Source organism: Pseudomonas koreensis, assembly GCF_025447595.1.
Lineage (GTDB): Bacteria > Pseudomonadota > Gammaproteobacteria > Pseudomonadales > Pseudomonadaceae > Aquipseudomonas > Aquipseudomonas koreensis_H.
This window is the reverse complement of sequence record NZ_JAOEJU010000014.1, coordinates 68,805-93,037: the sequence shown is the minus strand read 5'-3', so window position 1 is coordinate 93,037 and position 24,233 is coordinate 68,805. Positions and strand designations below refer to the sequence as shown.

At 61.1% G+C, this 24,233-nt stretch carries 19 protein-coding genes and 1 pseudogene; 6 read left to right on the top strand and 14 right to left on the bottom strand.

Annotated features, from left to right (window positions below; genetic code table 11):
* Positions 1-86: 86 nt before the first annotated feature.
* The 5 genes from N8H71_RS17725 to arcD (N8H71_RS17705) all read right to left on the bottom strand — a co-directional run bounded on the left by N8H71_RS17725 (position 87) and on the right by arcD (N8H71_RS17705) (position 5,432).
* Positions 87-449, bottom strand: coding sequence for a DUF5064 family protein (locus N8H71_RS17725; RefSeq protein WP_262194982.1), 363 nt, complete (start codon positions 447-449; stop codon positions 87-89).
* A gap of 62 nt (positions 450-511) precedes the next feature.
* Complete coding sequence (gene arcC, locus N8H71_RS17720) at positions 512-1,441, bottom strand: carbamate kinase (protein ID WP_085689373.1); 930 nt, start codon at positions 1,439-1,441, stop codon at positions 512-514.
* A gap of 192 nt (positions 1,442-1,633) precedes the next feature.
* Complete coding sequence (locus tag N8H71_RS17715) at positions 1,634-2,644, bottom strand: ornithine carbamoyltransferase (protein WP_039766039.1); 1,011 nt, start codon at positions 2,642-2,644, stop codon at positions 1,634-1,636.
* A 69-nt stretch (positions 2,645-2,713) separates the two neighbouring features.
* A complete protein-coding gene (gene arcA / locus N8H71_RS17710; RefSeq protein WP_262194981.1) occupies positions 2,714-3,970 on the bottom strand; it encodes an arginine deiminase in 1,257 nt (418 codons plus the stop codon).
* Between the two features lie 34 nt (positions 3,971-4,004).
* The gene (arcD, locus tag N8H71_RS17705) at positions 4,005-5,432 is read right to left on the bottom strand and encodes an arginine-ornithine antiporter (RefSeq protein ID WP_262194980.1); all 1,428 of its coding nucleotides are present in this window, start codon (positions 5,430-5,432) and stop codon (positions 4,005-4,007) included.
* A gap of 449 nt (positions 5,433-5,881) precedes the next feature.
* Here arcD (N8H71_RS17705) and arcD (N8H71_RS17700) point away from each other — a divergent pair, with 449 nt between their 5' ends.
* Together arcD (N8H71_RS17700) and N8H71_RS17695 are read left to right on the top strand one after the other, a co-directional pair.
* Positions 5,882-7,309, top strand: coding sequence for an arginine-ornithine antiporter (gene arcD, locus N8H71_RS17700; RefSeq protein ID WP_262194979.1), 1,428 nt, complete (start codon positions 5,882-5,884; stop codon positions 7,307-7,309).
* Positions 7,306-8,157 (top strand): DNA-3-methyladenine glycosylase family protein, encoded by an 852-nt coding sequence (locus tag N8H71_RS17695; protein WP_262194978.1) that lies wholly within the window; start codon positions 7,306-7,308, stop codon positions 8,155-8,157. Before arcD (N8H71_RS17700) ends, N8H71_RS17695 begins: the two co-directional genes overlap by 4 nt.
* A 133-nt stretch (positions 8,158-8,290) precedes the next feature.
* On the opposite strand, the gene N8H71_RS17690 is transcribed toward N8H71_RS17695, so the two are convergent.
* The 9 genes and pseudogenes from N8H71_RS17690 to gap all read right to left on the bottom strand — a co-directional run bounded on the left by N8H71_RS17690 (position 8,291) and on the right by gap (position 18,932).
* Entirely contained in the window at positions 8,291-9,637 is a 1,347-nt protein-coding gene (locus N8H71_RS17690; protein ID WP_262194976.1) for a CoA transferase, read from the bottom strand.
* Positions 9,638-9,835: 198 nt separating this feature from the next.
* Positions 9,836-10,591 carry a methyl-accepting chemotaxis protein gene (locus N8H71_RS28910; protein ID WP_371320921.1) on the bottom strand — a complete coding sequence of 252 codons (756 nt, stop codon included), beginning with the start codon at positions 10,589-10,591 and terminating at the stop codon, positions 9,836-9,838.
* Between the two features lie 102 nt (positions 10,592-10,693).
* Positions 10,694-11,701: pseudogene (locus N8H71_RS28905) on the bottom strand (HAMP domain-containing protein); the annotation flags it as partial.
* Between the two features lie 453 nt (positions 11,702-12,154).
* Positions 12,155-12,550, bottom strand: coding sequence for a YbaN family protein (locus N8H71_RS17680; RefSeq protein WP_085606588.1), 396 nt, complete (start codon positions 12,548-12,550; stop codon positions 12,155-12,157).
* A gap of 165 nt (positions 12,551-12,715) precedes the next feature.
* On the bottom strand, positions 12,716-13,312 hold the full coding sequence (locus N8H71_RS17675) for a biliverdin-producing heme oxygenase (protein ID WP_085667956.1): 597 nt from the start codon (positions 13,310-13,312) through the stop codon (positions 12,716-12,718).
* Positions 13,313-13,423: 111 nt separating this feature from the next.
* Positions 13,424-16,009, bottom strand: coding sequence for a TonB-dependent receptor (locus N8H71_RS17670; protein ID WP_262194974.1), 2,586 nt, complete (start codon positions 16,007-16,009; stop codon positions 13,424-13,426).
* Positions 16,010-16,131: 122 nt separating this feature from the next.
* Entirely contained in the window at positions 16,132-17,097 is a 966-nt protein-coding gene (locus N8H71_RS17665; RefSeq protein ID WP_262194973.1) for a FecR family protein, read from the bottom strand.
* A gap of 124 nt (positions 17,098-17,221) precedes the next feature.
* Complete coding sequence (locus N8H71_RS17660) at positions 17,222-17,740, bottom strand: RNA polymerase sigma factor (RefSeq protein ID WP_007951175.1); 519 nt, start codon at positions 17,738-17,740, stop codon at positions 17,222-17,224.
* A gap of 190 nt (positions 17,741-17,930) precedes the next feature.
* On the bottom strand, positions 17,931-18,932 hold the full coding sequence (gene gap / locus N8H71_RS17655) for a type I glyceraldehyde-3-phosphate dehydrogenase (protein ID WP_007951174.1): 1,002 nt from the start codon (positions 18,930-18,932) through the stop codon (positions 17,931-17,933).
* A 221-nt stretch (positions 18,933-19,153) separates the two neighbouring features.
* Here gap and edd point away from each other — a divergent pair, with 221 nt between their 5' ends.
* The 4 genes from edd to N8H71_RS17635 all read left to right on the top strand — a co-directional run bounded on the left by edd (position 19,154) and on the right by N8H71_RS17635 (position 24,203).
* A complete protein-coding gene (gene edd / locus N8H71_RS17650) occupies positions 19,154-20,980 on the top strand; it encodes a phosphogluconate dehydratase (RefSeq protein ID WP_011335614.1) in 1,827 nt (608 codons plus the stop codon).
* Positions 20,977-21,933, top strand: a complete 957-nt coding sequence (locus N8H71_RS17645; protein WP_262194972.1) for a glucokinase — start codon at positions 20,977-20,979, stop codon at positions 21,931-21,933. Before edd ends, N8H71_RS17645 begins: the two co-directional genes overlap by 4 nt.
* A gap of 79 nt (positions 21,934-22,012) precedes the next feature.
* Positions 22,013-22,744 (top strand): response regulator, encoded by a 732-nt coding sequence (locus tag N8H71_RS17640; RefSeq protein WP_262194971.1) that lies wholly within the window; start codon positions 22,013-22,015, stop codon positions 22,742-22,744.
* A 31-nt stretch (positions 22,745-22,775) separates the two neighbouring features.
* Positions 22,776-24,203 (top strand): ATP-binding protein, encoded by a 1,428-nt coding sequence (locus N8H71_RS17635; protein WP_207986257.1) that lies wholly within the window; start codon positions 22,776-22,778, stop codon positions 24,201-24,203.
* Positions 24,204-24,233 lie beyond the last annotated feature (30 nt).

Genomic DNA, 24,233 nt, shown 5'->3' with positions numbered 1-24,233 from the left:
GCGGTGTATCAGCATTGAAGATATGGACTGACAGAGCGCTTTCGCGAGCAAGCTCGCTCCCACAGGGGGAATGTGGTGAGTTCGGGTTACTCGAAATGCTCGGGATTGACCGGATCCCCGGATTTCATATTCAGCTGCGTACGTATGTCTTCAAACATCAAATCGTAATGTTTGTGGACCGAGCCTATTTGGCTGTGGCTCTTGGGGATGCCGTATTTTTCGGCAATCTGCGTCACGTTGCGAGCGAAGTTGTAGGCCTCTTCCTTGGGCAGGAAGAAGGGCTCGTTGACCTCTTTGCCCTGGATGGTTCCAACCAGCCGGAATTGTATCCCTTTGCCTTTTTGCGGATCCTGCGACACTTCGTATTCGAGGCGGATGTTGTAGTTGACGTCATCTTGGGTCAACGCATGCCGCTCAATATGCAAATGACCGGGTTCGAACTGGGCCATGGTTTTCTCCTTTCAAGGCATGGGAGAAGGGCAGACCAGAGGTCTGCCCCCGGAGTTTCTTTTTATCGGTAGGTGATCCCCGGCGCGGCCGTGCTGACCCGCGTACCGGCAGTGCCCTGGACGATGGCTTCGATGTCCGCCAGCGAACCGATCACCGCGACTTTGCCAGTATGGCGCGCAAATTCACAGGCTGCCTGCACCTTCGGCCCCATGGAACCGGCGGCGAAGCCCAGACGCTCCAGTTCATCCGGGTGAGCCTGGGCGATGGCTTTCTGGGTTGGCTTGTTGAAGTCGATGTAGGCCGCATTGACGTCGGTGGCGATCACCAAGAGATCGGCTTCCAGTTGTTCAGCGAGCAGCGACGAGCACAGATCCTTGTCGATGACGGCCTCGATGCCTTTGAGATTGCGCTGCTCGTCATACATGGTCGGGATGCCGCCGCCGCCCGCGCAGATCACGATGCTGCCCTTGTCCAGCAGCCACTTGATCGGACGGATTTCGAAGATGCGCTTGGGTTTCGGACTGGCAACCACGCGGCGGTACTTGTCACCGTCGGCCTTGACCACCCAGCCTTTTTCCTTGGCCAGGCGCTCAGCTTCGTCCTTGGCGTAGACCGGGCCGATGAACTTGGTCGGGTCCTTGAAGGCCGGGTCCTTGGGATCGACTTCGACCTGGGTGAGCAGGGTGGCGAACGGGACTTCGAAGTCCAGCAGGTTGCCCAGTTCCTGTTCGATGATGTAGCCGATCATGCCCTCGGTTTCGGCACCGAGTACATCCAGAGGATAGGCTTCATCGGGTTTGTAGGAGAGGCCCTGCAACGACAGCAGGCCGACTTGCGGGCCATTGCCGTGGGCGATGACCAGTTGATTGCCGGGATGGATCTTGGCGATTTGCTCGGTGGCGATGCGGATGTTGGCGCGCTGGTTGTCAGCGGTCATCGGCTCACCACGGCGGAGCAGGGCGTTACCGCCCAGAGCTACGACGATACGCATGGTGCATGTCCTTCTTGTACAGAGGAATGGCAAACGACTCGATCACACTGTCGGTACTGGGCACCTGTGGGAGCGAGCTTGCTCGCGAAAGCGTTGTGTCAGGCAACATCTTTGGCGACTGGCGCGCCGCCTTCGCGAGCAAGCTCGCTCCCACATTGGGTTCCAGGTCCTTCAGTGGGAACGGGGTGGTGGTTACAGATCAGCCAAAGTCGACACCAGAATCGCCTTGATGGTGTGCATGCGGTTTTCCGCTTGCTCGAAGGCGATGCAGGCAGGCGACTCGAACACGTCGTCGGTCACTTCGATGCCGTTTTTCAGGTGCGGATACTGTTCGGCAATCTGTTTGCCGACCTTGGTATCGCTGTTGTGGAACGCCGGCAGGCAGTGCATGAACTTGGTACGCGGGTTGCCGGTGGCTTTCATCAGCTCGGCGTTGACCTGATACGGCAGCAGTTGCTGGATACGCTCGGCCCAGGCTTCAACCGGCTCGCCCATCGATACCCAGACATCGGTGTGGATGAAGTCCACGCCTTTGACGGCGGCTTTCGGATCTTCGGTCAGGGTGATGCGGGCGCCGCTTTCCTCAGCGTATTTCTTGCAGCGGTCCACCAGATCGTCGTGTGGCCACAGGGCTTTCGGCGCGCAGATGCGCACGTCCATACCCAGCTTGGAGCCGACCAGCAGCAGCGAGTTGCCCATGTTGTTGCGCGCGTCGCCCAGGTAGGCGTAGCTGATCTCATGGATCGGCTTGTCGGCGTGCTCACGCATGGTCAGCACGTCGGCGATCATTTGCGTTGGGTGATATTCATCGGTCAGGCCGTTGAACACCGGCACGCCAGCGAACTTGGCCAGTTCTTCGACGATTTCCTGCTTGAAGCCACGGTACTCGATGGCGTCGTACATGCGACCCAGCACGCGGGCTGTGTCTTTCATGCTTTCCTTGTGGCCGATCTGCGAAGAGTTCGGGTCGATGTAGGTGACGTTGGCGCCCTGGTCATAAGCGGCGACTTCGAACGCGCAGCGGGTGCGGGTCGAGGTTTTTTCGAAGATCAGGGCGATGTTGTTGCCCTTCAGATGTTGCTGCTCGGTGCCGGTGTACTTGGCGCGCTTGAGGTCGCGGGACAGGTCGAGCAGGTAACGCAGCTCACGTGGGGTGTGGTGTTCCAGGCTGAGCAGGTTACGGTTGTGGATGTTGAACGCCATGATGATTCTCCTTGGATTCGGTAATCGGCCCGGCCGCGACAGGGTCAGTGCGGCCGGGGAGATGGTCGTTTAGTAGTCGATCGGGTCGCGCACGATCGGGCAGGTCATGCAGTGGCCGCCGCCACGGCCACGGCCCAGTTCGCCGGCGCTGATGGTGATGACCTCGACCCCGGCCTTGCGCAGCAGGGTGTTGGTGTAGGTGTTGCGGTCGTAGCCGATGACCACGCCCGGCTCCACGGCCACCACGTTGTTGCCGTCATCCCATTGCTCGCGTTCGGCGGCGAAGCTGTTGCCGCCGGTTTCGACGACGCGCAGTTTCGGCAGGTTGAGGGCTTTGGCCACGACGTCGAGGAACGTGCCTTCTTCGCGACGGATGTCGATGCCGCCCTGTTTGCTTTCGTCAGGGCGCAGGGTGAAGGCAACGATCTGATTGACCACTTCCGGGAAGATCGTGACGAGGTCGCGGTCGCAGAAGCTGAACACGGTGTCCAAGTGCATCGCGGCGCGGGACTTCGGCAGGCCGGCGACGATGACTTTTTCCACGGCCTTGTTCTTGAACAGGTTCAGCGCCAGTTGGCCGATGGCCTGACGCGACGAGCGCTCGCCCATACCGATCAGCACTACGCCGTTGCCGATCGGCATCACGTCGCCGCCTTCGAGGGTCGAGCTGCCGTGATCCTTGTCCGGGTCGCCGTACCAGATTTCGAAATCGGCGTTGGTGAATTGTGGGTGGAATTTGTAGATGGCGGTGGCCAGCAGGGTTTCCTGACGACGCGCCGGCCAGTACATCGGGTTCAGCGTCACGCCACCGTAGATCCAGCAGGTGGTGTCGCGGGTGAACTGGGTGTTCGGCAACGGCGGCAGAATGAAGCTGGAGTGGCCGAGGAAGTCGCGGAACATCTGGATGGTCTTGCCGCCGAAACTGTCCGGCAGGTCATCGGCGGACACGCCGCCGATCAGGAATTCGGCGATGTGTCGCGGCTCCAGGCTTTTCAGCCAGGATTTGACTTCGTTGATCAGGCCCAGGCCTACCGAGTCGGCGGTGACCTTGCGCTCGAGGATCCAGTCCAGCGCTTCAGGGATGGCGACGATATCGGTCAGCAGGTTGTGCATTTCCAGCACTTCGATCCCGCGCTCACGCATCTTGGTCACGAAGTCGAAGTGGTCGCGCTTGGCCTGGGCGACCCACAGCACGTCGTCGAACAGCAGTTCATCGCAATTGTTCGGGGTCAGCCGCTGATGGGCCAGACCTGGGGAGCAAACCATGACTTTGCGCAGTTTGCCGGCTTCGGAATGGACGCCGTACTTAACTTTTTCCGTGGTCATTTCAGTGATCCTCCAGAGAGAAAACGTTGGGCAATTACAGAGTCAGGAAGCCGTCGTACAGTCCGTAGGCCGCCACGAGGGCACCCACGACCACTGCGGCGAAAATCAGCTTCTCGACGTTGGTGAAAACCGGTTGTTTGAGTTCGAGCTTGGCCTTGGCGAACAGGATCGCGCCGGGGGCGTAGAGCAGGGCCGAGAGCAGCAGGTACTTCACGCCACCGGCGTAGAGCAGCCACACCGCGTAGATCAGGGCGATGGCGCCGATGATCAGGTCCTTGCACCGTTCGGCCGCGAAGCCTTCATAGCTTTCGCCGCGCACCGCCAGCAGCAGGGCGTAGGCCGCCGACCACAGGTATGGCACCAGAATCATCGAAGTGGCGAGGTAGATCAGCGACAGGTAAGTACTGGCCGAGAACAGGGTGATGATCAGGAACAGCTGCACCATCGCGTTGGTCAGCCACAGGGCGTTGACCGGCACATGGTTGACGTTCTCCTTGCGCAGGAACTCCGGCATGGTGTGGTCCTTGGCGGCGGCGAACATGATCTCCGCACACAGCAGCACCCACGACAGCAACGCCCCGAGCAGCGAGATGATCAGACCGACGCTGATCAGCACCGCGCCCCAGTGGCCGACCACGTGCTCAAGCACGGCGGCCATCGACGGGTTCTGCAGTTTGGCCAGTTCCGGCTGAGTCATGATGCCCAGCGACAGCACGTTCACCAGCACCAGGAACAGCAGCACGGTGATGAAACCGATCACGGTCGCCTTGCCGACGTCCGAACGTTTTTCTGCCCGGGCCGAGAAGATGCTCGCGCCTTCGATGCCGATGAACACCCACACGGTGACCAGCATCATGTTGCGCACCTGGTTCATCACGCTGCCCAGATCCGGGTTTTTCACGCCCCAGATGTCGGCGGTGAAGATGTCCAGTTTGAAGGCGAAGATTGCGATCAGCACGAACAGCAGCAGCGGCACGACCTTGGCGACGGTGGTCACCAGGTTGATGAACGCCGCTTCCTTGATCCCGCGCAGTACCAGAAAGTGCACGGCCCACAACAGGACCGAGGCGCCAATCACGGCCGCAACCGTGTTGCCTTCACCGAACACCGGGAAGAAATAGCCGAGGGTACTGAAGAGCAGAACGAAGTAACCGACGTTGCCTAGCCAGGCACTGATCCAGTAGCCCCAGGCGGACGAAAAACCCATGTAGTCGCCAAAACCGGCCTTGGCGTAGGCGTAGACACCGCCGTCCAGGTCAGGCTTGCGATTGGCGAGGGTTTGAAAGACGAAAGCGAGGGTGAGCATGCCGACAGCGGTGATGGCCCAGCCGATCAGTACCGCGCCGACGTCGGCACTGGCGGCCATGTTTTGTGGCAAAGAGAATATCCCGCCACCGATCATTGAACCGACTACCAGTGCAACCAGTGCACCTAGTCGCAGTTTTCCGGGAGCTTCAGACATTGCATGACTCCATTGCAGGAGAGAAGAGTTCACAGCGTAGTTCTGTTGGCTTTTCAAACAGCTGACTTAGATCAGTGCATAGTCACATTCCATTGTTAATGAATGACTTATGAAACGTCTGGAGGCATAAAGCTATTGCCTGGAAGGCCCGTCCTAGAGGCCTTTAGTCCAAAGTGGTTAAGAATGGATCCTATTACTTTCGAATTATCACGCTAGTTGCTTTTCCGGTTTTGGCAAATTTTTCAACGCTGTTTTCAGTACAGAATTGATTTATTAGGATTCGCGCACAAAATTGTCTGAGCGTGCTAGGGCGTTAGCGCCAATGGCTATATATAAAGGGCGAAAGTTGGCGTTATTCAATAAACGTCATTACGCTTTATCCATTTAGTTAAAACCGGTTGCATAACGGTTTCGCGGCATTCGCCGCTCTGGAACTTGGAGACGCTGGAATGTCGCAACCGACGCAAAAGCTGCGCCTTGGCGCACTGATCGCCCTGGTGGTGGGTTCGATGATCGGCGGGGGGATTTTTTCTTTGCCGCAGAACATGGCGGCCCGGGCCGATGCCGGCGCCATCCTGATCGGCTGGGGCATCACGGCGATCGGCATGCTCACTCTGGCCTTCGTGTTCCAGACCCTGGCCAACCGCAAACCGGAACTGGACTCGGGCGTGTATGCCTACGCCAAGGCCGGGTTCGGCGACTACATGGGTTTTTCTTCCGCGTGGGGGTACTGGATCAGCGCCTGGCTGGGTAACGTCGGGTATTTCGTGTTGCTGTTCAGCACCCTCGGTTACTTCTTTCCGGTCTTCGGCCAGGGCAACACGCCGATTGCCATTGGCTGCGCCTCGGTGCTGCTGTGGGCCGTGCACTTTCTGGTGATGCGCGGAATCAAGGAGGCGGCGCTGATCAATCAGTTGACCACCGTGGCCAAGATCATTCCGCTGATCATGTTCGTGGTGATTGCCGCCGTGGCGTTCAAGGCCGACATTTTTACCCGCGACATCTGGGGCCGCAGCAACCCGAATTTCGGTGGGGTGATGGATCAGGTGCGCAACATGATGCTGGTCACCGTGTTCGTGTTCATCGGCATCGAAGGCGCCAGCGTTTACTCGGCGCGGGCTGAGAAGCGCACGGATGTTGGCCGGGCCACGGTGATCGGTTTTCTCGGCGTGCTGGCGTTGCTGGTGCTGGTCAATGTGCTGTCGCTGGGGATCATGAGTCAGCCGGAGCTGGCGACCTTGCAGAACCCGTCGCTGGCGGCGGTGCTGGAACACATTGTCGGGCCATGGGGCGCGCTGCTGATCAGCGTGGGCCTGGCCATTTCGTTGCTCGGTGCGCTGTTGTCGTGGGCACTGTTGTGCGCGGAGATCCTGTTTGCTACCGCCAAGGACAATACGATGCCGGCGTTCCTGAAAAAGGAAAACGCCAACCATGTGCCGGTCAATGCGTTGTGGCTGACTAACGTGATGATCCAGATTTTCCTGCTGATCACGCTGTTTTCAGCCGGAACCTACACCAGCCTGATCTACCTCGCGTCGTCGATGATTCTGGTGCCGTATCTGTGGTCGGCGGCCTACGCCGTATTGCTCAGCGGACGGGGTGAAACTTATGAACATGCTTCCGCCGAACGCACCAAGGATCTGCTGATCGGCGGTATCGCCCTGTGTTATGCGGTCTGGTTGTTGTATGCCGGCGGGGTGAAATACCTGCTGTTGTCGGCGCTGTTGTATGCGCCGGGGGTGATCTTGTTCGCCAAGGCCAAGCATGAGCAGGGCGAGCCGCTGTTCACCACGCTCGAGAAGGGGATTTTCACCTGCGTGATCGCCGGGGCGGGGCTGGCGGCTTATGGGTTGTACAGCGGCGTGTTGTCACTGTGAGATTGCGGCTCGGCTCTCGGGGATCTTACGACTGGCCGGCGATGCTCGGGTTTCTCGCGGCGCGGGCGGTGACGGGGATGGAGACGGTGGTCGATGGTGTGTATTCGCGCAGCATCGGCTTGAACGGGCTTCACGGTACGGTTTCGGTCTGGCCCGGTGATGGTGATGCGCTGGAGGTGGAACTGGATTTCCCGGATCCGTCGGTGTTGCCCGAGATCGTTGCGCGCTTGCGACGGATGTTTGATCTGGATGCGGATCTGCCGACCATGCAGCGGTATCTGGCGGTGGATCCGCTGCTGGCGCCATTGATTGCCGAGCGCCCGGGGTTGCGCGTGCCGGGGACATGGGATGGGTTGGAGCTGGCGTTTCGGGCGGTGCTGGGGCAGCAGATCACCGTGGTTGCGGCGATTCGGCTGGCGGGAAAACTGGTGGCGCAGTACGGCGAGCCTTTGCGTTCTTCGGTGCCGGGGCTGACTCACGTCTTTCCTCAGGCAAAGGTTTTGGCGAACGCTGATCTGGCAGCGCTGGGTATGCCGAAAACTCGCGGTCGCACCCTGTCCGGCGTGGCACAGGCGCTGCTGGATGACCCGCAGCTGTTCGAGTCCGGGACGGCGCGTTTGCTGGCGCTGCACGGGATCGGTGACTGGACGGCGCAGTACATTGCCCTGCGGCAGTTGCGGGATATGGACGGGTTTCCGACCGGGGATGTGGGGTTGCTGCGGGCACTGGAAGTGCTGGAGGGGGAACGGATGACGGCGCGGGAATTGTCTGCCCGCGCTGAAGCCTGGCGGCCGTATCGGGGGTATGCGGCGCAGGTGTTGTGGACATCCTTGAGTCGTGCGGATTGACCCTGATTCTGGTTTGTAAGTTCTGGCCTCTTCGCGAGCAAGCTCGCTCCCACAAGGATTGGCGATCAGTCCAGAAGTGTGGCGCCCCCGATCCACTGTGGGAGCGAGCTTGCTCGCGAAAGCGGTGGAAAGATCACCACTGCGCTCGATGCGACCCCAATTCACTCGCTGGCAAAGACCACTGCAACGGCGTTCCAGCAATAAGAAGCGGTGCATGTAGCCGATGCGCCGGCCCCCATGGTGTGTATTCCATCTTCAAACTCTGATCCTTTGCATCCTCCGGACGCAACGCTTCATCCGTCCCAGTCCCATGCTCAACCAACAACTTCGCCGTCCGCGCCAGCGACAACCGCGTCGATCCACCTCGACCACTGCGTAACCGTTCAGTCAGCAACCGAATCACACTCGCCGCCATCAGATACCCCGTCGCATGATCCAGCGCCTGCACCGGCAACGGCGTCGGCTTGTCCGACTGCTTCCAGCGCTGTCCGGCCTCGGCAATGCCGCTGCTCATTTGCACCAGACTGTCGAAGCCCCGACGGTTCTGCCACGGACCGCTCCAGCCGTAGGCATTCAGGCAGACATCGATCAGCCCCGGCGCCAGTTGCCGGCGACGCTCGACGCCGAAGCCGAGATGTTCAAGGGCGTCGGCGCGATAGCCGTGCAGAAGAATGTCGGCATCCTTGAGCAGACTTTCGAACACTGCGCGATCTGCCGGCTCATGCAGATCCAGTCGCGCACAACGTTTGCCGAGGGTCACTTCCGGCACCACGCCGGGTTCGTTCCAGGTCGGCGGGTCAATGCGCAGGACGTTTGCGCCCAGCCCTGCAAGAAAACGACTTGCAGTCGGGCCGGCCAGTACACGAGTCAGGTCGAGCACCTTGAGCCCGGCCAGCGGTTGCGTCATCGAGCCTTGCCAAGGTTGATGACTTTCTTCTTTCCCGTCACTGAATTGCACCAAGGGTTCGGCATTCACCGCCAACCCTTGCGGATGTTTCTGCCACTGTTCCCAACTACGCATTTCAGCCGCACAACCCTTGGCCTCGACCACCGCTTGCTCCAGATCGGCACTGGCCCATTGCACGACTTTCGCTGCCATCGCCGGGCGGTCGGCACAGGCGCCGAGTACGCTTTCGGCGGCGGAGCGGTGATGCGGGGCGTTGGTGTGCAGGCGGATCCAGCCGTCTCGGGTTGCGTAGTCGCCGGCCACTGGATCCCACAGCGGCGGCACTTTCCAGCCGATCGGCCGCAGTGAAGTGGCGAACCAGAACGACGCAAGACGCCGGTCGACTTCTACAGTGGGCAAGTCGCCGGTTTGCTGCTGAAGAAGTTCAGCGACGGCTTGTCCGGCAGCGGCAATGCTCGCGCAGGCAAGGTCGGTGACGGCAAACGCCGAAGGCAAGGCGCCCTCGCCGGTGAACGGAATCGGCGTGCGGCACAAGCCGAGCGCGGCTTGAATGGACGTGAGCAGATCAGTCATCGAAGGCCCTCCGGAAGAGGGCCTGATCATAGTGCAAAAGAATATCGAGTTAGATGAAAACCCTAATCTCCCTGGTCAACACAAATCCCTGTGGGAGCTTGCCTGCAAGCGATAGCGGCAGTGTCTGCCGACAGATGTATCGACTGATCCACCGACATCGCTTGCAGGCAAGCTCCCACAAGGGATGACAGTGATGTTCTAGACGCGGAACTGATCCATCAATTTCATCTGCTGGCTGGCGAGGGCGTTGAGCTGGCTGCTGATCGCCGCCGATTCGGTGGCCTGTTCGGTCAGGGTTTCGGTGACGGTACGGATCGCCGAGACGTTGCGGTTGACCTCTTCGGCGACGGCGCTTTGCTGTTCGGCGGCGCTGGCGATCTGCAGGTTCATGTCGCTGATCACGGTGACCGCGTCGCTGATCTTGCCGAGGGCGTCCACGGCCTGGCGGATCTGCCCGGCGTTGTTGTGGGCCTGGGTCTGGCTCGAATGCATGGTCGCGACCACACCACGGGTGCCGGTCTGAATGCGCTCGATCACCACGCGGATTTCTTCCACCGAATCCTGGGTGCGCTTGGCGAGGTTACGGACTTCGTCGGCCACCACCGCAAAACCACGACCGCTTTCACCGGCACGGGCTGCTTCGATCGCAGCGTTCAGTGCCAGCAGGTTGGTCTGTTCGGCGATGCTGCGGATCACTTCCAGCACCGAACCGATCTGCTCGCTGTTGACCGCCAGCTCTTCGACCTCGGTCACCGCTTTGCTGACTTCGTCGGCCAGTTGATTGATGTCGCGGGTGCTGCGCTCGATGATCGACATCCCGTCCTTGGCCGACTGGTCGGCGCCTTTCGCCGCGTTGGCCGCATTCGAGGCGCTGTTGGCGACGTCGTGGGCGGTGGCGCTCATTTCGTTGGAGGCGGTCGCCACCTGATCGATCTCGCGGAACTGCACCTGCATGCCTTCGCTGGTCTGGCGGGCGATTTCCGACGACTGATCGGCGGTGCCACGGGCTTCGGTGATGCTCTGTTTGATCTGGGCGATGGTCGGTTGCAGCTTGTCGAGGAAGCGGTTGAACCAGTTCACCAGTTCACCCAGTTCATCTTTCTTGGTGTAGTTCAGGCGCTGGGTCAGGTCGCCTTCGCCGCTGGCGATGTTCTTCAGCATTTCGGCGACGCTGTTGATCGGACGGGTCACGCCGGAGGCGGTGAGCCAGATCAGCACCAGGCCGATCAGACCGGCGATCACTGCAACGGCGAGGGCGGTAATCGTGCCGGTTTCCTGAGCATCGTCGAGTACCGCTTGCAGCTTGACCGAGTCGGCCAGCAGCACTTGTTTCGGCAGGTCGATGACAACGCCCCAGGCCCGGGAATTGCCGATCGGATCGACCGGGTACACGGCGCGGATCAGGTCGCCCTGTTCCAAAATCTTCGGCGTGCCGGCGCTCAGCAGTTGCAGGATGTCCTTGCCTTCGGCGCCGAGGGTTTCAGCGATGCCTTTGCCGACCTTGGTCGCGTCGGTGCTGTAGGCACCCAACACGCCGCTGCCGGAGACAATCAGCATGTGCCCTGCACCGTTGAACAGTTCGCGCTGGGAACCCACGGCCGCCGCTTGCAGCGCATCGAGAGCGATGTCGATACCGACCACGCCGATGGCCTTGCCGTCCACCAGCAGCGGCACGGAAATGGTGGTCATGAGCATTTCCTTGCCGCCCACGGTATCGGCGTAAGGATCGAGCAGGCAGGTGCGCTTGTTGTCGCGAGGGCAGGTGTACCAACTGTTATAGGGCGTGCCGCTGAGGCTGAGGGTGGTCTTGGTCATGTCTTCTTCGACCATGATCGTGTTCAGCGCAGAACCGGCGGCGCGGCTCCAGTAAGTCGCGAAACGCCCGGCTTCGTTAGACTGGCGAGCAGCGTCGTTGACGAACTCGCTGTCCTTGCCGTCGAGGCCGTTGGGCTCGAACGCCAGCCAGATACCGAGCACTTTTTCGTTGCGCTCGAACGCGGTTTTCAGACTCAGGTTCAACTCTTCACGCAAGGCGCCGGCGTCCAGCGAACGCTTCGCAGCCATCACCCGCATGTCCTTGATCTGGTCGGCCAGCGCGGTGATCACCAGCAGGCTTTCGCCGAAGGTTTTCTGCACCCGCACCGCCTGTTCGGCGGCCTTGGCCTGCAACAGGTCCTGCACACTGGCGGTGAGCATCTTGCTGCTGGAAGTGCTGACCAGTTCGTCGTTCTGGTTGGTCTGGTAGATATTGATGCCGACGATCAGCGCAACCACGCCGAGCAGGCACAGGCCGGACAGCAGGACGATTTTCAGGCGAATGGACAGAGAGTCGAACATGGGACGTTCTCGCGAATGAATGAACTGTTGGCTACGGGGCAGGGAGGTGCCCGGTTCGCCAAATCCATTCAGCGCCATTCAATGCTCATCGGCGCGGGGCGAGGGCGCATGAGCGGCATGCCGACGAACGGTCATGGCTAAACGTTTGCGCGGGTAAAAGCCCTGAAAACAAGGGAAAAATCAGGAAATCTTCGGCAACGCTTCCGGTCGTGACCAGATCCACAGGTTGCCCATCGTCATCCCTGCAATCGCCAGATAGATCGGCCAGCCGTGATCGAGCATCACCAGCATCAGCGTGGCGCACAGCAGCATGCTGACGGTGGCGCTGACCTTGGCCTTGCGGGCGATGATCTTGCCGTTGCGCCAGTTGCTCAGGATCGGGCCGAACAGCCGATGGTTTTCCAGCCAGGCACTCAGGCGCGGCGAGCTGCGGGTCGCGGCCCAGGCAGCGAGCAGGATGAATTCGGTGGTCGGCAGGCCGGGCACGACGATGGCGATCAGGCCGATGCCGAGGCTGACATAGGCGAGCAGGCCGAACAGCAGGCGGGCGAGTCGGGAGGAGGCGGGTTGGGGCATGGGCTCGGGGGAATGCGTGAGGCGAAATGGCAATCTTACAGACTTGTGCAGTTCCCTGTGGGAGCGAGCTTGCTCGCGAAAGCGGTACGTCAGTCAACGATGATGTTGAATCTGACGGCCTCTTCGCGAGCAAGCTCGCTCCCACAATGGGCGGTCGGTGTCGCTTCAGGCCGGCTCGGCTTCTGTGGCGTAAGCCTGTTCCAGCAGCACGGTGAAGCGGTTGAATGCATCGATCGCGCCTTGCTCCACTTCGGCTTCTTCTTCAGCACTGAACTGCAGCGAATCGAGGGTGCGCACAAAGCTCTTCCAGCCTTCGGCGCGACCACCTTCAGGCTCGCCCAGGTGACGCGCGCCGAAGGTTTCGCTCAGGTCCAGCGCGACAGCACGTTTGATCAGAAACGCAGCGCCGAGCTTGGAGCCTTCAGAAACGAAGATCCAGCCCAGGGCGCGGGCCTTGCTCGGGTTTTTCACGGCGCCGGCGACTGGCGCAGGCACTTCGGTGTCCAGGTCAGCAAGGTCGGCTTTGGCCGCTTCGGCGCGGCAGCGGGCCGGCAGGTCAGGGACGATGGCGGTCAGTTCGGCATCGTTGTACAGCGACACCAGTTCCGACTGGAACAGGTACTGCGCGACCACGAAACGGGCGAAGTTGGCGCGGGTCTCGAACGGCGCGTGAGCCTTGACCAGTGCATCGAGCTTGCTGTGCGGCTCGTGGGTGATCTGGTTCAGGCGTTGTGAACGCAGGGCTTTTTCCGGGGTGCTCATGAGATGTCCTTGAAAAGAAGAGGCGCTTGATAACGAGACGTACGGGCAAGCGCCGGACAGTAAAAAAACCTCAGGGCGCGACGATGCACACGCGCCGTGAGGTCATCCGGATCAGATATCCCAGACCAGATTGATCGCGAAGTTGCGACCCGGCTGGGTCAGGCGATCGAGGTTGGCCGGGCTCAGCACGGCGGCTTCGCCGACGCTGTCGTAACCGCGCACGTCATCCCACAGCCAGTACTTCTTGTCGGTCAGGTTGTAGATGCCGCCGCTGACAGTGACGTCGTCGGTGACTTTGTAGAACCCGGTCAGATCGAGAATGCCGAAGCCCGGCGACTTGAACTGGCTGCTGACGCCGTCCGGCGACTTGAAGTTGCTGTCGTCGACGCGATCCTTCTTCTTGACCACGGTCCAGCTCAGCAGGCCGCCGTAGTTGTCCTGGTCGTAACCGAGGCCGAACACGCCGGTCAGCGGGTTGACGCTGTTGAGCGGCTCGCCGGTGTCGTTGTTGCGACCGTAGGCGTAGGCAATCGAGCCCTGGGTGTACAGGCCTTGCGGCGCGCCGAACGAGTCCAGGTTCAGACGACCTTTGACTTCCGCACCCTTGATGGTGGCGTGCTTGATGTTGTTGGTCTGGAACGTCAGCTCGCTGTAGCCCGGGGTGACGGCGTCTTCGTTGATGAAGTCGCGGTACTTGTTATAGAACACTGCCACGTCGAACGAGCCTTGCTCGAAGTTGCCGCGCAGGCCGGTTTCATAGCTTTTGCTCTTTTCCGGTTCCAGATCGGGATTTGGCGCCACGTTGTAGCCGGTGGTGCTGTTCTCGAAGCGACCGTACAGCGCTTTCGCGGTCGGGGTGCGGAAGCCTTCGGCGTACTGACCGTACCAGGTGTAGTTTTCGGTCAGGGCGTAGGTCAGGCCGAATTTGGGCGAGACTTTATGCCAGGTCTTGTTCTCGTCGCTGACCGTGCCTTGGCCGTCGGCGGCCACGGTGTTGAGGAATTCCTGGGTGATGTGCGGCTTGAGCTGGGTGTAGTCGTAGCGCAGGCCCGGCAGGAAGGTCCAGTTGTTCCAGCTGATCTGATCCTGGGCGAACAGGCTGTAGGTGTTGATGGTCGGGTCCGGGAAGTCGCTGGACTTCTTCAGCACGTCGGTCGCGCTGGTGGCGCCGATGGCGGTGCAGCCGCGACCGACCGCCAGGCACTTGCCGTCGCCGCTGCGCGAGCCGGTGACTTCCTGCTGCTTGATCGTGGTGCCGTAAGTCAGGACGTGATCGGTGGCGCCGATGGTGAAAGCCTTGTCCAGTTGCGCATCGAAGACCCACTGTTTTTCTTCGTAGATGGTGTCGCGGGTACGCAGCACTTTACGGGTGATCGGGTAGTAGAACTCTTCGGTGCTCTGGTCGGTCTTGGCCGTCTGGTGGTTGAGGCTCCACTTCACGTTGTCCGCCAGCAGGCTGTCGAGCTCGAAGCTGTGCTCCAGGCCGAAACGCTCGCGGGTGATGGTGTCGTTGCCGGTACGCCACTGGTACATGCCGCCGGGCAGCACGCTGTCCGGGATGGTCGGTGCGCCGTTGAAGTACGGGCCGCCGTAGGCGCTTTTCTGATCGGTGTCGCGATCATCCTTGTACTTTTCGTAGGTCAGGCCCAGGCGCGAACCTTCGTTGTAGTTCCAGCCGATCTTGGCCAGCACGTTGGTGGCTTTCACGTCTTCCGGGTTGGCAGCGGTGCGCTCAAGGCCGGTGCCGTTGTTGCTGCCGTAGGAGTCTGTTTCATGACCGTCGCGCTGGCTGTAGTGCAGCAAACCGTCGAACTGGTCGGCGCGACCGGCGACGGTGGCGGATTTCAGCCAGCTCTCGTCGGCGGAGCTGTAGCCGGTTTTCAGGCGGGCGCCGACGTCTTTGCCGGGCTTGATAATGTCGTCCGGGTCGAGGGTGTAGTAGCTGACCGCGCCACCGATGGCGTTGCTGCCGTACAGCACCGAGGCCGGGCCGCGAAGGATTTCGACACGTTTGACGATTTCCGGGTCAACGTAGTTGCGTTGAGTCTTGGCGTACGGGCCGTTGAAGAAACCGTCCGGCACTTCGACGCCGTCGACCTGAGTCAGAATCCGGTCGCCGTCGATGCCGCGAATGTTGTAGCCGCTGATCCCGCCGCGCTGGCCGGCGCCGCCGACGGATACGCCTGGCTCGTAGCGCACCAGATCCTTGATGGTGTTGACGTTGTTGCGATCCAGATCCTGACGGGTCTGCACGGTGACGGTGGCCGGCACGCTGTTGATCGACTGTTCCTGGCGGGTGGCGCTGATGGTCACCTGATCAAGATTGAGTGCGCCGCTGCTGGCGCGTTTTTCCAGCACGACGTTGTTGTTGCTCAGTTTGCGGAAGCTCAGGTTGGTCCCCACCAACAGGCGCTCCAGGGCTTTTTCCGGTGGCAGCGAACCGCGCACGCCCGGCGACGAAACGTCTTGACCCAGTTGCGCCGGCAAACCGACCTGCCAGCCCGTGACAGCGGTGAACGCATTGAGCGCCGACACCAGCGGCTGCTGGCCGATGGCGAACGAGTAGTCGCCCATGTTGCGCGTCGGCTGTTCGGTGGCGGCCATCAGCGGCGCAGTGCCGGCCATCAGGATGGCGGCGGTCAGCAGCGACAGCACGCGGGAAGGGGAAGAAGTCTGGCGGGTAAGGCGAGAGGACATCGATAGCGCTCCGTGTCGCACGAATCTTTATAGGTGCTGATTGATATCGCGAGATGCGAATCAATTGCATTGGCTATAACGAGACGAACGACCTTTGGCTATCGAGTAAAAATAATTCTCATTTAGTTCAAAATCACCAGCGCCGGGAATTCCTGAAGCTTGGCCGAGGTGATGTGAGCGAGCGAACGCACCACGTCCAGCGGCTGGTCGAGACGGTAATTGCCGGTGACGGCCACATCGGCCAACTGCTCGTTGGTGTTGATGATGAAACCCGGATAGTAGCGGCGCAGTTCCGCCAACACCTGGTTCAGCGGGCAGTTTTCGAAGATCAGCCGACCCTGCACCCAGGCCAGATCGGTGGCGGCGTCGACCTTGGCCGGACGGTCGAAACCATTCGGGCCGATGCGGATGCTTTCCCCGGCGGACAGCCGCACCCGCGCATCGTCGCGGGTTGCACGCAGGTCGACATCACCACGCTGCACCCGCACCTGCGCCACGCCGTCCAGATAACGCACGGCGAATGCGGTGTCGCGCACGCTGGCTTTCACCGGACCAGCATCGATTTCCAGCGGCTGGCTACGGCTGGCCGGGATCTCGAAAAACGCTTCGCCCTGATACAACCGTGCGACTCGCTGCTGATCGTTGATGGTGCTGGAGAACGCGGAATTGGTGTTGAGCAGGACTTTCGAGCCGTCCTCAAGCTGCAAGCGCTGGCGTTCGCCGACCACGGTCAGGTGATCGGCCTGCAGACGCATCGGCAGGTTGCTGAAACTGAACAGCCCGAGCAGCAGCACGGCGGCGGTGGCCAGCGGTTTCCAGTGCGGACGCAGGCGTGTGAGGGCGGTGACTTTCTTCGGTTTGGCGGCGAGGTTCTGCGCGCACTGGGCGATCTGCGGGCCATCCCAGATCGCCTGGGCCTTGGCGAACGCCTCGGCATTCAACGGATCGGCCGCCAGCCAGGCATGGAATTGCCGGGTCTGCTCCTCGTCCGGACTGCCGAGCACGATGAGCCAGTCCAGAGCCTGGTCCATTGCGCTTGCGGCGTCCTGCGCCGATGAAGGCGAAGGGGGGCGGTGGGTGTCCGTCACGGTGTTTCCTCGGCAGTGTCTGTGCACGGCTGTTTTTTTAGTGAAGCGTAAAAGTCGGGCAAGGGTAACAAAGCCCGATGATCAGTGCAGTCGATCCTGATACTTACAGAAAAGCCCTACAGCATCAGTCGCCATTCAAGCGTTCGGCGACACCGATGCAAATGGTCATGATCAGTTTGAGTTCTTTCTGAACCGTGCTGAGGGAGACGCTGAGTTCTTCAGCGATTTCCTGGTAGCTGTGCCCGTGCAGGCGGCTGAGGATGAAGATTTGCTGTTGGCGGGGGCTGAGTTCACCGAGGCTCACGTTCAGGCGCTCCAGCAATTGTTCGGCGTGGGCGGCGTCTTCGGCGCTGCTGGCGGGGGCGGCGACGCTGTGCACCACGTCCTGCGGGACATCGTCGACCATGGTGCGTGAATGAATCTTGCGCGCACGCAAATGGTCCAGCGCCAGATTGCGCGCGGTCTGGAAGACAAAGGGTTCAAGGTGATCGATGGCCCGTTCGCTCAGCGCCCGGGTGACGCGCAGGTAGGTTTCCTGCAGCAGGTCTTCGGCGGTGCTGTGGTTGTTGACCATCCGTTCCAGGGTCCGCAGCAGCGATGTGCGCTGGGCGAGGAAGACGTGATTGAAGTGTGATTGACTCACGGGGGAACCTGATCCATTTCGAGCGAATGATAATGCTTATCATCTAGTCGAGTGGTCAAGCCCTGATTTCAAATTGAAATCGAAAACCTGTGGGAGCGAGCCTGCTCGCGAATACGATGTGTCGTTCAACATTGATGCTGGCTGATACACCGCTTTCGCGAGCAGGCTCGCTCCCACAGGGATTGCGGTTTTATTCCGCGTTGCACAGCGCCAGGCAGTTATCCAGCATGCGGTTGGAGAAGCCCCACTCGTTGTCGTACCAGGCCAGCACTTTCAGCAGTTTACCGCTGGATTTGGTGTGGTTGGCGTCGAAGATCGACGACAGCGGGTTGTGATTGAAGTCGCTCGATACCAGCGGCAGGGTGTTGTAGCCGAGGATCTTCGAATGCTGGCTCGCGGCTTTCATCAGTGCATTCACTTCATCGGCCGACGCTTCGCGCTTCAACTGCACGGTCAGGTCCACCAGCGACACATTGATCACCGGCACGCGCACGGCCATGCCGGTCAGTTTGCCGGCCAGTTCCGGCAGCACCAGGCCTACGGCTTCAGCGGCGCCGGTCTTGCTCGGGATCATGTTCTGGGTGGCGGAGCGGGCGCGGTACGGATCAGTGTGATAGACGTCGGTCAGGTTCTGGTCGTTGGTGTAGGCGTGAATCGTGGTCATCAGACCGCTTTCGATGCCCAGTTCGCGGTGCAGCACCTGGGCCACCGGGGCCAGGCAGTTGGTGGTGCACGAAGCGTTGGAAATGATCTGGTGCGACTGGCGCAGGATGTCGTGGTTCACACCATAAACGACGGTGGCATCGGCGCCTTTGGCCGGGGCCGAGATAATCACTTTGCGTGCGCCGGCGGTAATATGCGCAGCGGCTTTGGCCCGGTCGGTGAACAGACCGGTGCATTCGAACACCACATCAATCTTTTCCGCGGCCCATGGCAGGTCGGCCGGGTTGCGGATGGCGCTGACCGAAATGCGGTCGCCGTTGACGGTCAGGCTCTCGTTGTCATGAGCCACTTCGGCGTCGAATGTGCCATGAACGGTGTCGTACTTGAGCAGATGCGCATTGATCGCGCTGTCGCCCAGATCGTTGATGGCGACGATCTGCAAATCCTGACGATAGCCTTGGGTATACAGTGCGCGCAGGACATTACGGCCGATGCGGCCAAAACCATTGATTGCGATTCGAAGAGTCATTGAACAGCGCCGCCGTCGTTTTGTTGTTGGAATTACAAGATTATTCGCATAAAAATAGAAAACAAGCCTTTTTAGTGGCAATATTTTGTTTTATCTACAACGAGTGACCTGAATCAACTGGTCCGAATGATCAAGAAAACCGCCCGTCATCCCATGCGTGCGGGCTCTTTGATCAGCATAGACAATCAGGTCGCCACATCCGTTAGCCTGGAGTTCTACACATGCATCCCCGCGTTCTTGAGGTCACCGAACGGCTTATCGCCCGCAGCCGCGCCACGCGTCAGGCTTACCTTGCGCTGATTCGCGGCGCTGCAACTGACGGGCCGATGCGCGGCAAACTGCAATGCGCCAACTTCGCCCACGGCGTGGCCGGGTGTGGCAGCGAAGACAAGCACAGCCTGCGGATGATGAACTCGGCGAACATCGCGATTGTTTCGTCATATAACGACATGCTCTCGGCGCACCAGCCGTACGAAGTCTTCCCGGAACAGATCAAGAACGCCCTGCGCGAAATCGGCTCGGTCGGCCAGTTCGCCGGCGGTACGCCTGCGATGTGCGACGGCGTGACCCAGGGCGAGCCGGGTATGGAACTGAGCCTGCCGAGCCGCGAAGTGATCGCGATGTCGACGGCGGTGGCGCTGTCCCACAACATGTTCGACGGCGCGCTGATGCTCGGCATCTGCGACAAGATCGTGCCCGGCCTGATGATGGGCTCGCTGCGTTTCGGTCACCTGCCGACGATTTTCGTGCCGGGCGGGCCGATGGTCTCGGGGATTTCCAACAAGGAAAAAGCCGACGTGCGGCAGAAGTACGCCGAAGGCAAGGCGACCCGCGAAGAGCTGCTGGAATCGGAAATGAAGTCCTACCACAGCCCCGGCACTTGCACTTTCTACGGCACCGCCAACACCAACCAGTTGCTGATGGAAGTCATGGGCCTGCACTTGCCGGGCGCCTCTTTCGTCAACCCGAACACGCCGCTGCGTGAAGCCCTGACCCGCGAAGCTGCGCATCAGGTCACCCGCCTGACCAAACAGAACGGCAACTTCCTGCCGATCGGCGAAATCGTCGACGAGAAGGCCCTGGTCAATTCGATCGTCGCGCTGCACGCCACCGGCGGTTCGACCAACCACACCCTGCACATGCCGGCCATCGCCATGGCGGCGGGCATTCAACTGACCTGGCAGGACATGGCCGACCTCTCCGAAGTCGTGCCGACCCTGAGCCACGTCTATCCGAACGGCAAGGCTGACATCAACCACTTCCAGGCGGCGGGCGGCATGTCGTTCCTGATCCGCGAACTGCTCGAAGCCGGCCTGCTGCACGAAGACGTCAACACTGTGCTCGGCCACGGCCTGAGTCAGTACACCAAAGAGCCGTTCCTCGATAACGGCAAACTGGTGTGGCGCGAAGGCCCGACCGAAAGCCTCGACGAAAACATCCTGCGTCCGGTGGCTCGCGCGTTCTCGGCAGAGGGCGGCTTGCGCGTGATGGAGGGCAACCTCGGTCGTGGCGTGATGAAAGTGTCCGCCGTGGCGCTGGAAAACCAGATCGTCGAAGCGCCGGCCATGGTGTTCCAGGATCAGCAGGATCTGGCGGACGCTTTCAAGGCCGGTCTGCTGGAGAAGGACTTTGTCGCGGTGATGCGCTTCCAGGGCCCGCGTTCCAACGGCATGCCGGAGCTGCACAAGATGACGCCGTTCCTCGGCGTGCTGCAGGATCGTGGCTTCAAAGTGGCGCTGGTGACGGACGGGCGCATGTCCGGCGCGTCGGGGAAAATCCCGGCGGCGATTCACGTCAGCCCCGAGGCTTATGTCGGCGGCGCTTTGGCGCGCGTGCAAGAGGGCGATATCATCCGCGTCGATGGCGTCAAAGGCACTTTGGAACTCAAGGTGGACGCCGCCGAATTCGCAGCGCGCGAACCTGCCAAAGGCCTGTTGGGCAACAACATCGGCAGCGGACGCGAACTGTTTGGCTTCATGCGTTTGGCCTTCAGCTCGGCGGAGCAGGGCGCCAGCGCCTTCACTTCTGCCCTGGAGACGCTTAATTGAAACTGGCTTTGGTCGGTGACATCGGAGGCACCAACGCGCGGTTTGCGTTGTGGAAAGATCAGCAGCTCGAATCGGTTCAGGTGCTGGCCACGGCCGACCATGCCAGCCCGGAGGAGGCGATCAGCCTCTACCTGAGCGGGCTCGGTCTGGCGCCGGGCGCCATCGGTTCGGTGTGCCTGTCGGTGGCGGGGCCGGTGAGCGGCGATGAATTCAAGTTCACCAACAACCACTGGCGCCTGAGCCGCAAGGCGTTCTGCCAGACCTTGCAAGTCGAGCAGTTGTTGCTGGTCAATGATTTCTCGGCCATGGCCCTGGGCATGACCCGTTTGCAGCCCGGCGAGTTTCGCGTGGTCTGCGAAGGCACGCCGGAGCCATTGCGCCCGGCGGTGGTGATCGGCCCGGGCACAGGTCTGGGCGTAGGCACGTTGCTCGATCTCGGTGAAGGGCGGTTTGCCGCGTTGCCGGGAGAGGGCGGTCATGTCGATCTGCCGCTGAGCAGTCCGCGTGAAACCCAATTGTGGCAACACATCTACAACGAGATCGGCCACGTCAGCGCGGAAACCGCGTTGAGCGGCGGTGGCTTGCCGCGGGTCTACCGGGCGATCTGCGCGGTGGATGGTCATGAACCCAAGCTCGACACGCCGGAAGCGATCACTGCGGCAGGACTTGCAGGCGACCCGATTGCCCTGGAAGTGCTGGAGCAGTTCTGCTGCTGGCTCGGTCGCGTGGCCGGCAACAACGTGCTGACCACTGGCGGCCGTGGCGGGGTGTACATCGTGGGTGGCGTGATTCCGCGTTTTGCCGATTTCTTCCTCGAAAGCGGTTTCGCCCGTAGCTTCGCCGACAAGGGCTGCATGAGCGATTACTTCAAGGGGATTCCGGTGTGGCTGGTGACGGCGCCGTACTCGGGCCTTGTCGGTGCAGGAGTGGCGCTCGAACAATCCGGTAAATGATCATTCCCACGCCGAGCGTGGGAACCCTCGACACATCAGGCATAATCCGCCCAATTCCAACAACAAGGATGCCTTCGAAGTGAGCTCAGTCAACAAGTCGATTTTGTTGGTCGATGACGACCAGGAGATACGCGAGTTGCTGGAAACCTACCTGACCCGCGCGGGTTTTCAGGTACGGGCCACGGCGGATGGCGCCGGTTTTCGTCAGGCGCTGAACGAGGCGCCGAGCGATCTGGTGATCCTTGATGTGATGCTGCCCGATGAAGACGGCTTCAGCCTGTGCCGCTGGGTGCGCCAGCATCCGCGCCAGGCCCAGGTGCCGATCATCATGCTCACCGCCAGTTCCGACGAAGCCGATCGGGTGATCGGTCTGGAGCTGGGCGCCGACGATTACCTCGGCAAACCTTTCAGCCCCCGCGAACTGCAAGCCCGGATCAAGGCTCTGCTGCGCCGCGCCCAATTCGGCCAGGAACGCAGCGGCAGTGAAGTGCTGGCGTTCGATGAATGGCGGCTGGACATGGTCAGCCATCGACTGTTTCACACTGACGGCGAGGAAGTGATTCTGTCCGGCGCCGACTTCGCCCTGCTGAAACTGTTCCTTGATCACCCTCAGCAAATCCTCGACCGCGACACCATCGGCAACGCCACCCGTGGCCGCGACCTGATGCCCCTCGATCGCATCGTCGACATGGCCGTCAGCCGTTTGCGCCAGCGTCTGCGTGACACCGAAAAGCCGCCACGGCTGATCCGCACCGTGCGCGGCAGCGGCTACCAGCTGGCAGCCAATGTGGTTGCCGGCAATGGTCACTGAGTTCCTGCGCACCGGCGCGCGCAAAGTGCCTATGCCGCGTTCGCTGCTCGGGCGGATGCTGCTGCTGACGTTGCTCGCGGTGTTGTTCGCCCAGACCCTGTCCAGCGTGATCTGGGTGTCCCAATTGCGCGCGACCCAGCTCGAAGGTCTGGTCACCAGCGCCCGCAGCCTCGCCCATTCGATGACCGCCAGCGTCAGTTACTTCCGCTCGTTGCCGGTGGCCTATCGGCCGCTGGTGCTCGACCAATTGCGCAGCATGGGCGGCACGCGTTTTGTGGTGACGCTGAATGACAAGCCGCTGGGCATGGAAGTGCTGCCGGTGACACCGCGCAAGGCGGCAGTGTTGAAAGCGGTGGATGAAGTGCTGCGTCAGTCGCTGGGCCAGGACACCGACATTCTGGTGACCTTCGTCAGTCCCGATGACTTACGGATCTTCAACGCCGGGTTGAAGCTCGATGAGCTGCCACGTTCCTGGGCGCATTACGCCTTGACCCTGGAACCGGTGAATCCACCGGTGCTGGTGACCCAGATTCAGTTGGCGCCGGGTGAATGGCTGTACATCGCCTCGCTGCTGCCCGAGCCCTACACCAGTCTTGAAGAACAAGGCCTTCCGACTCAGCAGGTGTGGTTCATCGTCTTCACCAGCGGTTTTCTGTTGTTGTTCATCGGCCTGCTGGTGCACTGGCAGAGCCGGCCGCTCAAGCGTCTGGCGCGGGCCGCGCGGGACTTGTCACTGGGCGCCGACGTCGAGCCGGTGGCCGAGGGTGGCGGCAGCGAAGTGGTCGAAGTGGGCCGCGCGTTCAACACCATGCGCGAGCGGATCAGCCGTTACCTGACCGAGCGCAGCCAGCTGTTCAGCGCGATTTCCCATGACCTGCGTACACCGATCACTCGCTTGCGACTGCGGGTCGAACTGCTGGAAGACGAAACGCTGCAGACCAAGTTCGGCCGCGATCTGGACGAGCTGGAGCTGTTGGTCAAGGGCGCTCTGCAATGCGTGAAGGACACCGACATTCACGAGAACATCGAGCCGGTCGATCTCAACCATGTGCTCGACTGCCTGGTGGAACCGTATCTGGCGCCCAACGGCAACGGTCGCGTGACCCAGCAGGGGCGGGCGCTGGCCGCGTATCCGGGCAAGCCATTAGCGCTCAAGCGCTGCATTGGCAACCTGATCGACAACGCGTTGAAGTACGGGCAGAACGCGCACTTGCACATCGATGACGACGACAGCGCGTTTGTGCTGCATGTCGACGATGAAGGGCCGGGTGTGCCGGAGCAGCGGTTGGAGCAGGTGTTTGAGCCGCATTTTCGCTTGGCGGGGCAGCAGCAGGGGTATGGGCTTGGTTTGGGGATCGCCCGCAACATTGCTCATAGTCATGGAGGGGAAGTGACGTTGCAGAACCTTCGTGAGGGTGGGTTGCGCGTGACCCTGCAGTTGCCGCGTTCGGCGGATTGATCTGAATGTCACCGGTCGGTGACAAAACCC

Coding starts and splice junctions, on each gene's coding strand:
- arcD (WP_262194979.1), top strand. CDS start 5,882: ATGTCGCAACCGACGCAAAAGCTGCGCCTTGGCGCACTGATCGCCCTG.
- arcA (WP_262194981.1), bottom strand. CDS start 3,970: ATGACCACGGAAAAAGTTAAGTACGGCGTCCATTCCGAAGCCGGCAAA.
- arcC (WP_085689373.1), bottom strand. CDS start 1,441: ATGCGTATCGTCGTAGCTCTGGGCGGTAACGCCCTGCTCCGCCGTGGT.
- N8H71_RS17675 (WP_085667956.1), bottom strand. CDS start 13,312: ATGAGCACCCCGGAAAAAGCCCTGCGTTCACAACGCCTGAACCAGATC.
- N8H71_RS17690 (WP_262194976.1), bottom strand. CDS start 9,637: ATGACTGATCTGCTCACGTCCATTCAAGCCGCGCTCGGCTTGTGCCGC.
- N8H71_RS17670 (WP_262194974.1), bottom strand. CDS start 16,009: ATGTCCTCTCGCCTTACCCGCCAGACTTCTTCCCCTTCCCGCGTGCTG.
- gap (WP_007951174.1), bottom strand. CDS start 18,932: ATGACTCTTCGAATCGCAATCAATGGTTTTGGCCGCATCGGCCGTAAT.
- N8H71_RS17725 (WP_262194982.1), bottom strand. CDS start 449: ATGGCCCAGTTCGAACCCGGTCATTTGCATATTGAGCGGCATGCGTTG.
- N8H71_RS17715 (WP_039766039.1), bottom strand. CDS start 2,644: ATGGCGTTCAACATCCACAACCGTAACCTGCTCAGCCTGGAACACCAC.
- edd (WP_011335614.1), top strand. CDS start 19,154: ATGCATCCCCGCGTTCTTGAGGTCACCGAACGGCTTATCGCCCGCAGC.
- N8H71_RS17680 (WP_085606588.1), bottom strand. CDS start 12,550: ATGCCCCAACCCGCCTCCTCCCGACTCGCCCGCCTGCTGTTCGGCCTG.
- N8H71_RS28910 (WP_371320921.1), bottom strand. CDS start 10,591: ATGCAGGTGCAGTTCCGCGAGATCGATCAGGTGGCGACCGCCTCCAAC.
- arcD (WP_262194980.1), bottom strand. CDS start 5,432: ATGTCTGAAGCTCCCGGAAAACTGCGACTAGGTGCACTGGTTGCACTG.
- N8H71_RS17635 (WP_207986257.1), top strand. CDS start 22,776: ATGCCGCGTTCGCTGCTCGGGCGGATGCTGCTGCTGACGTTGCTCGCG.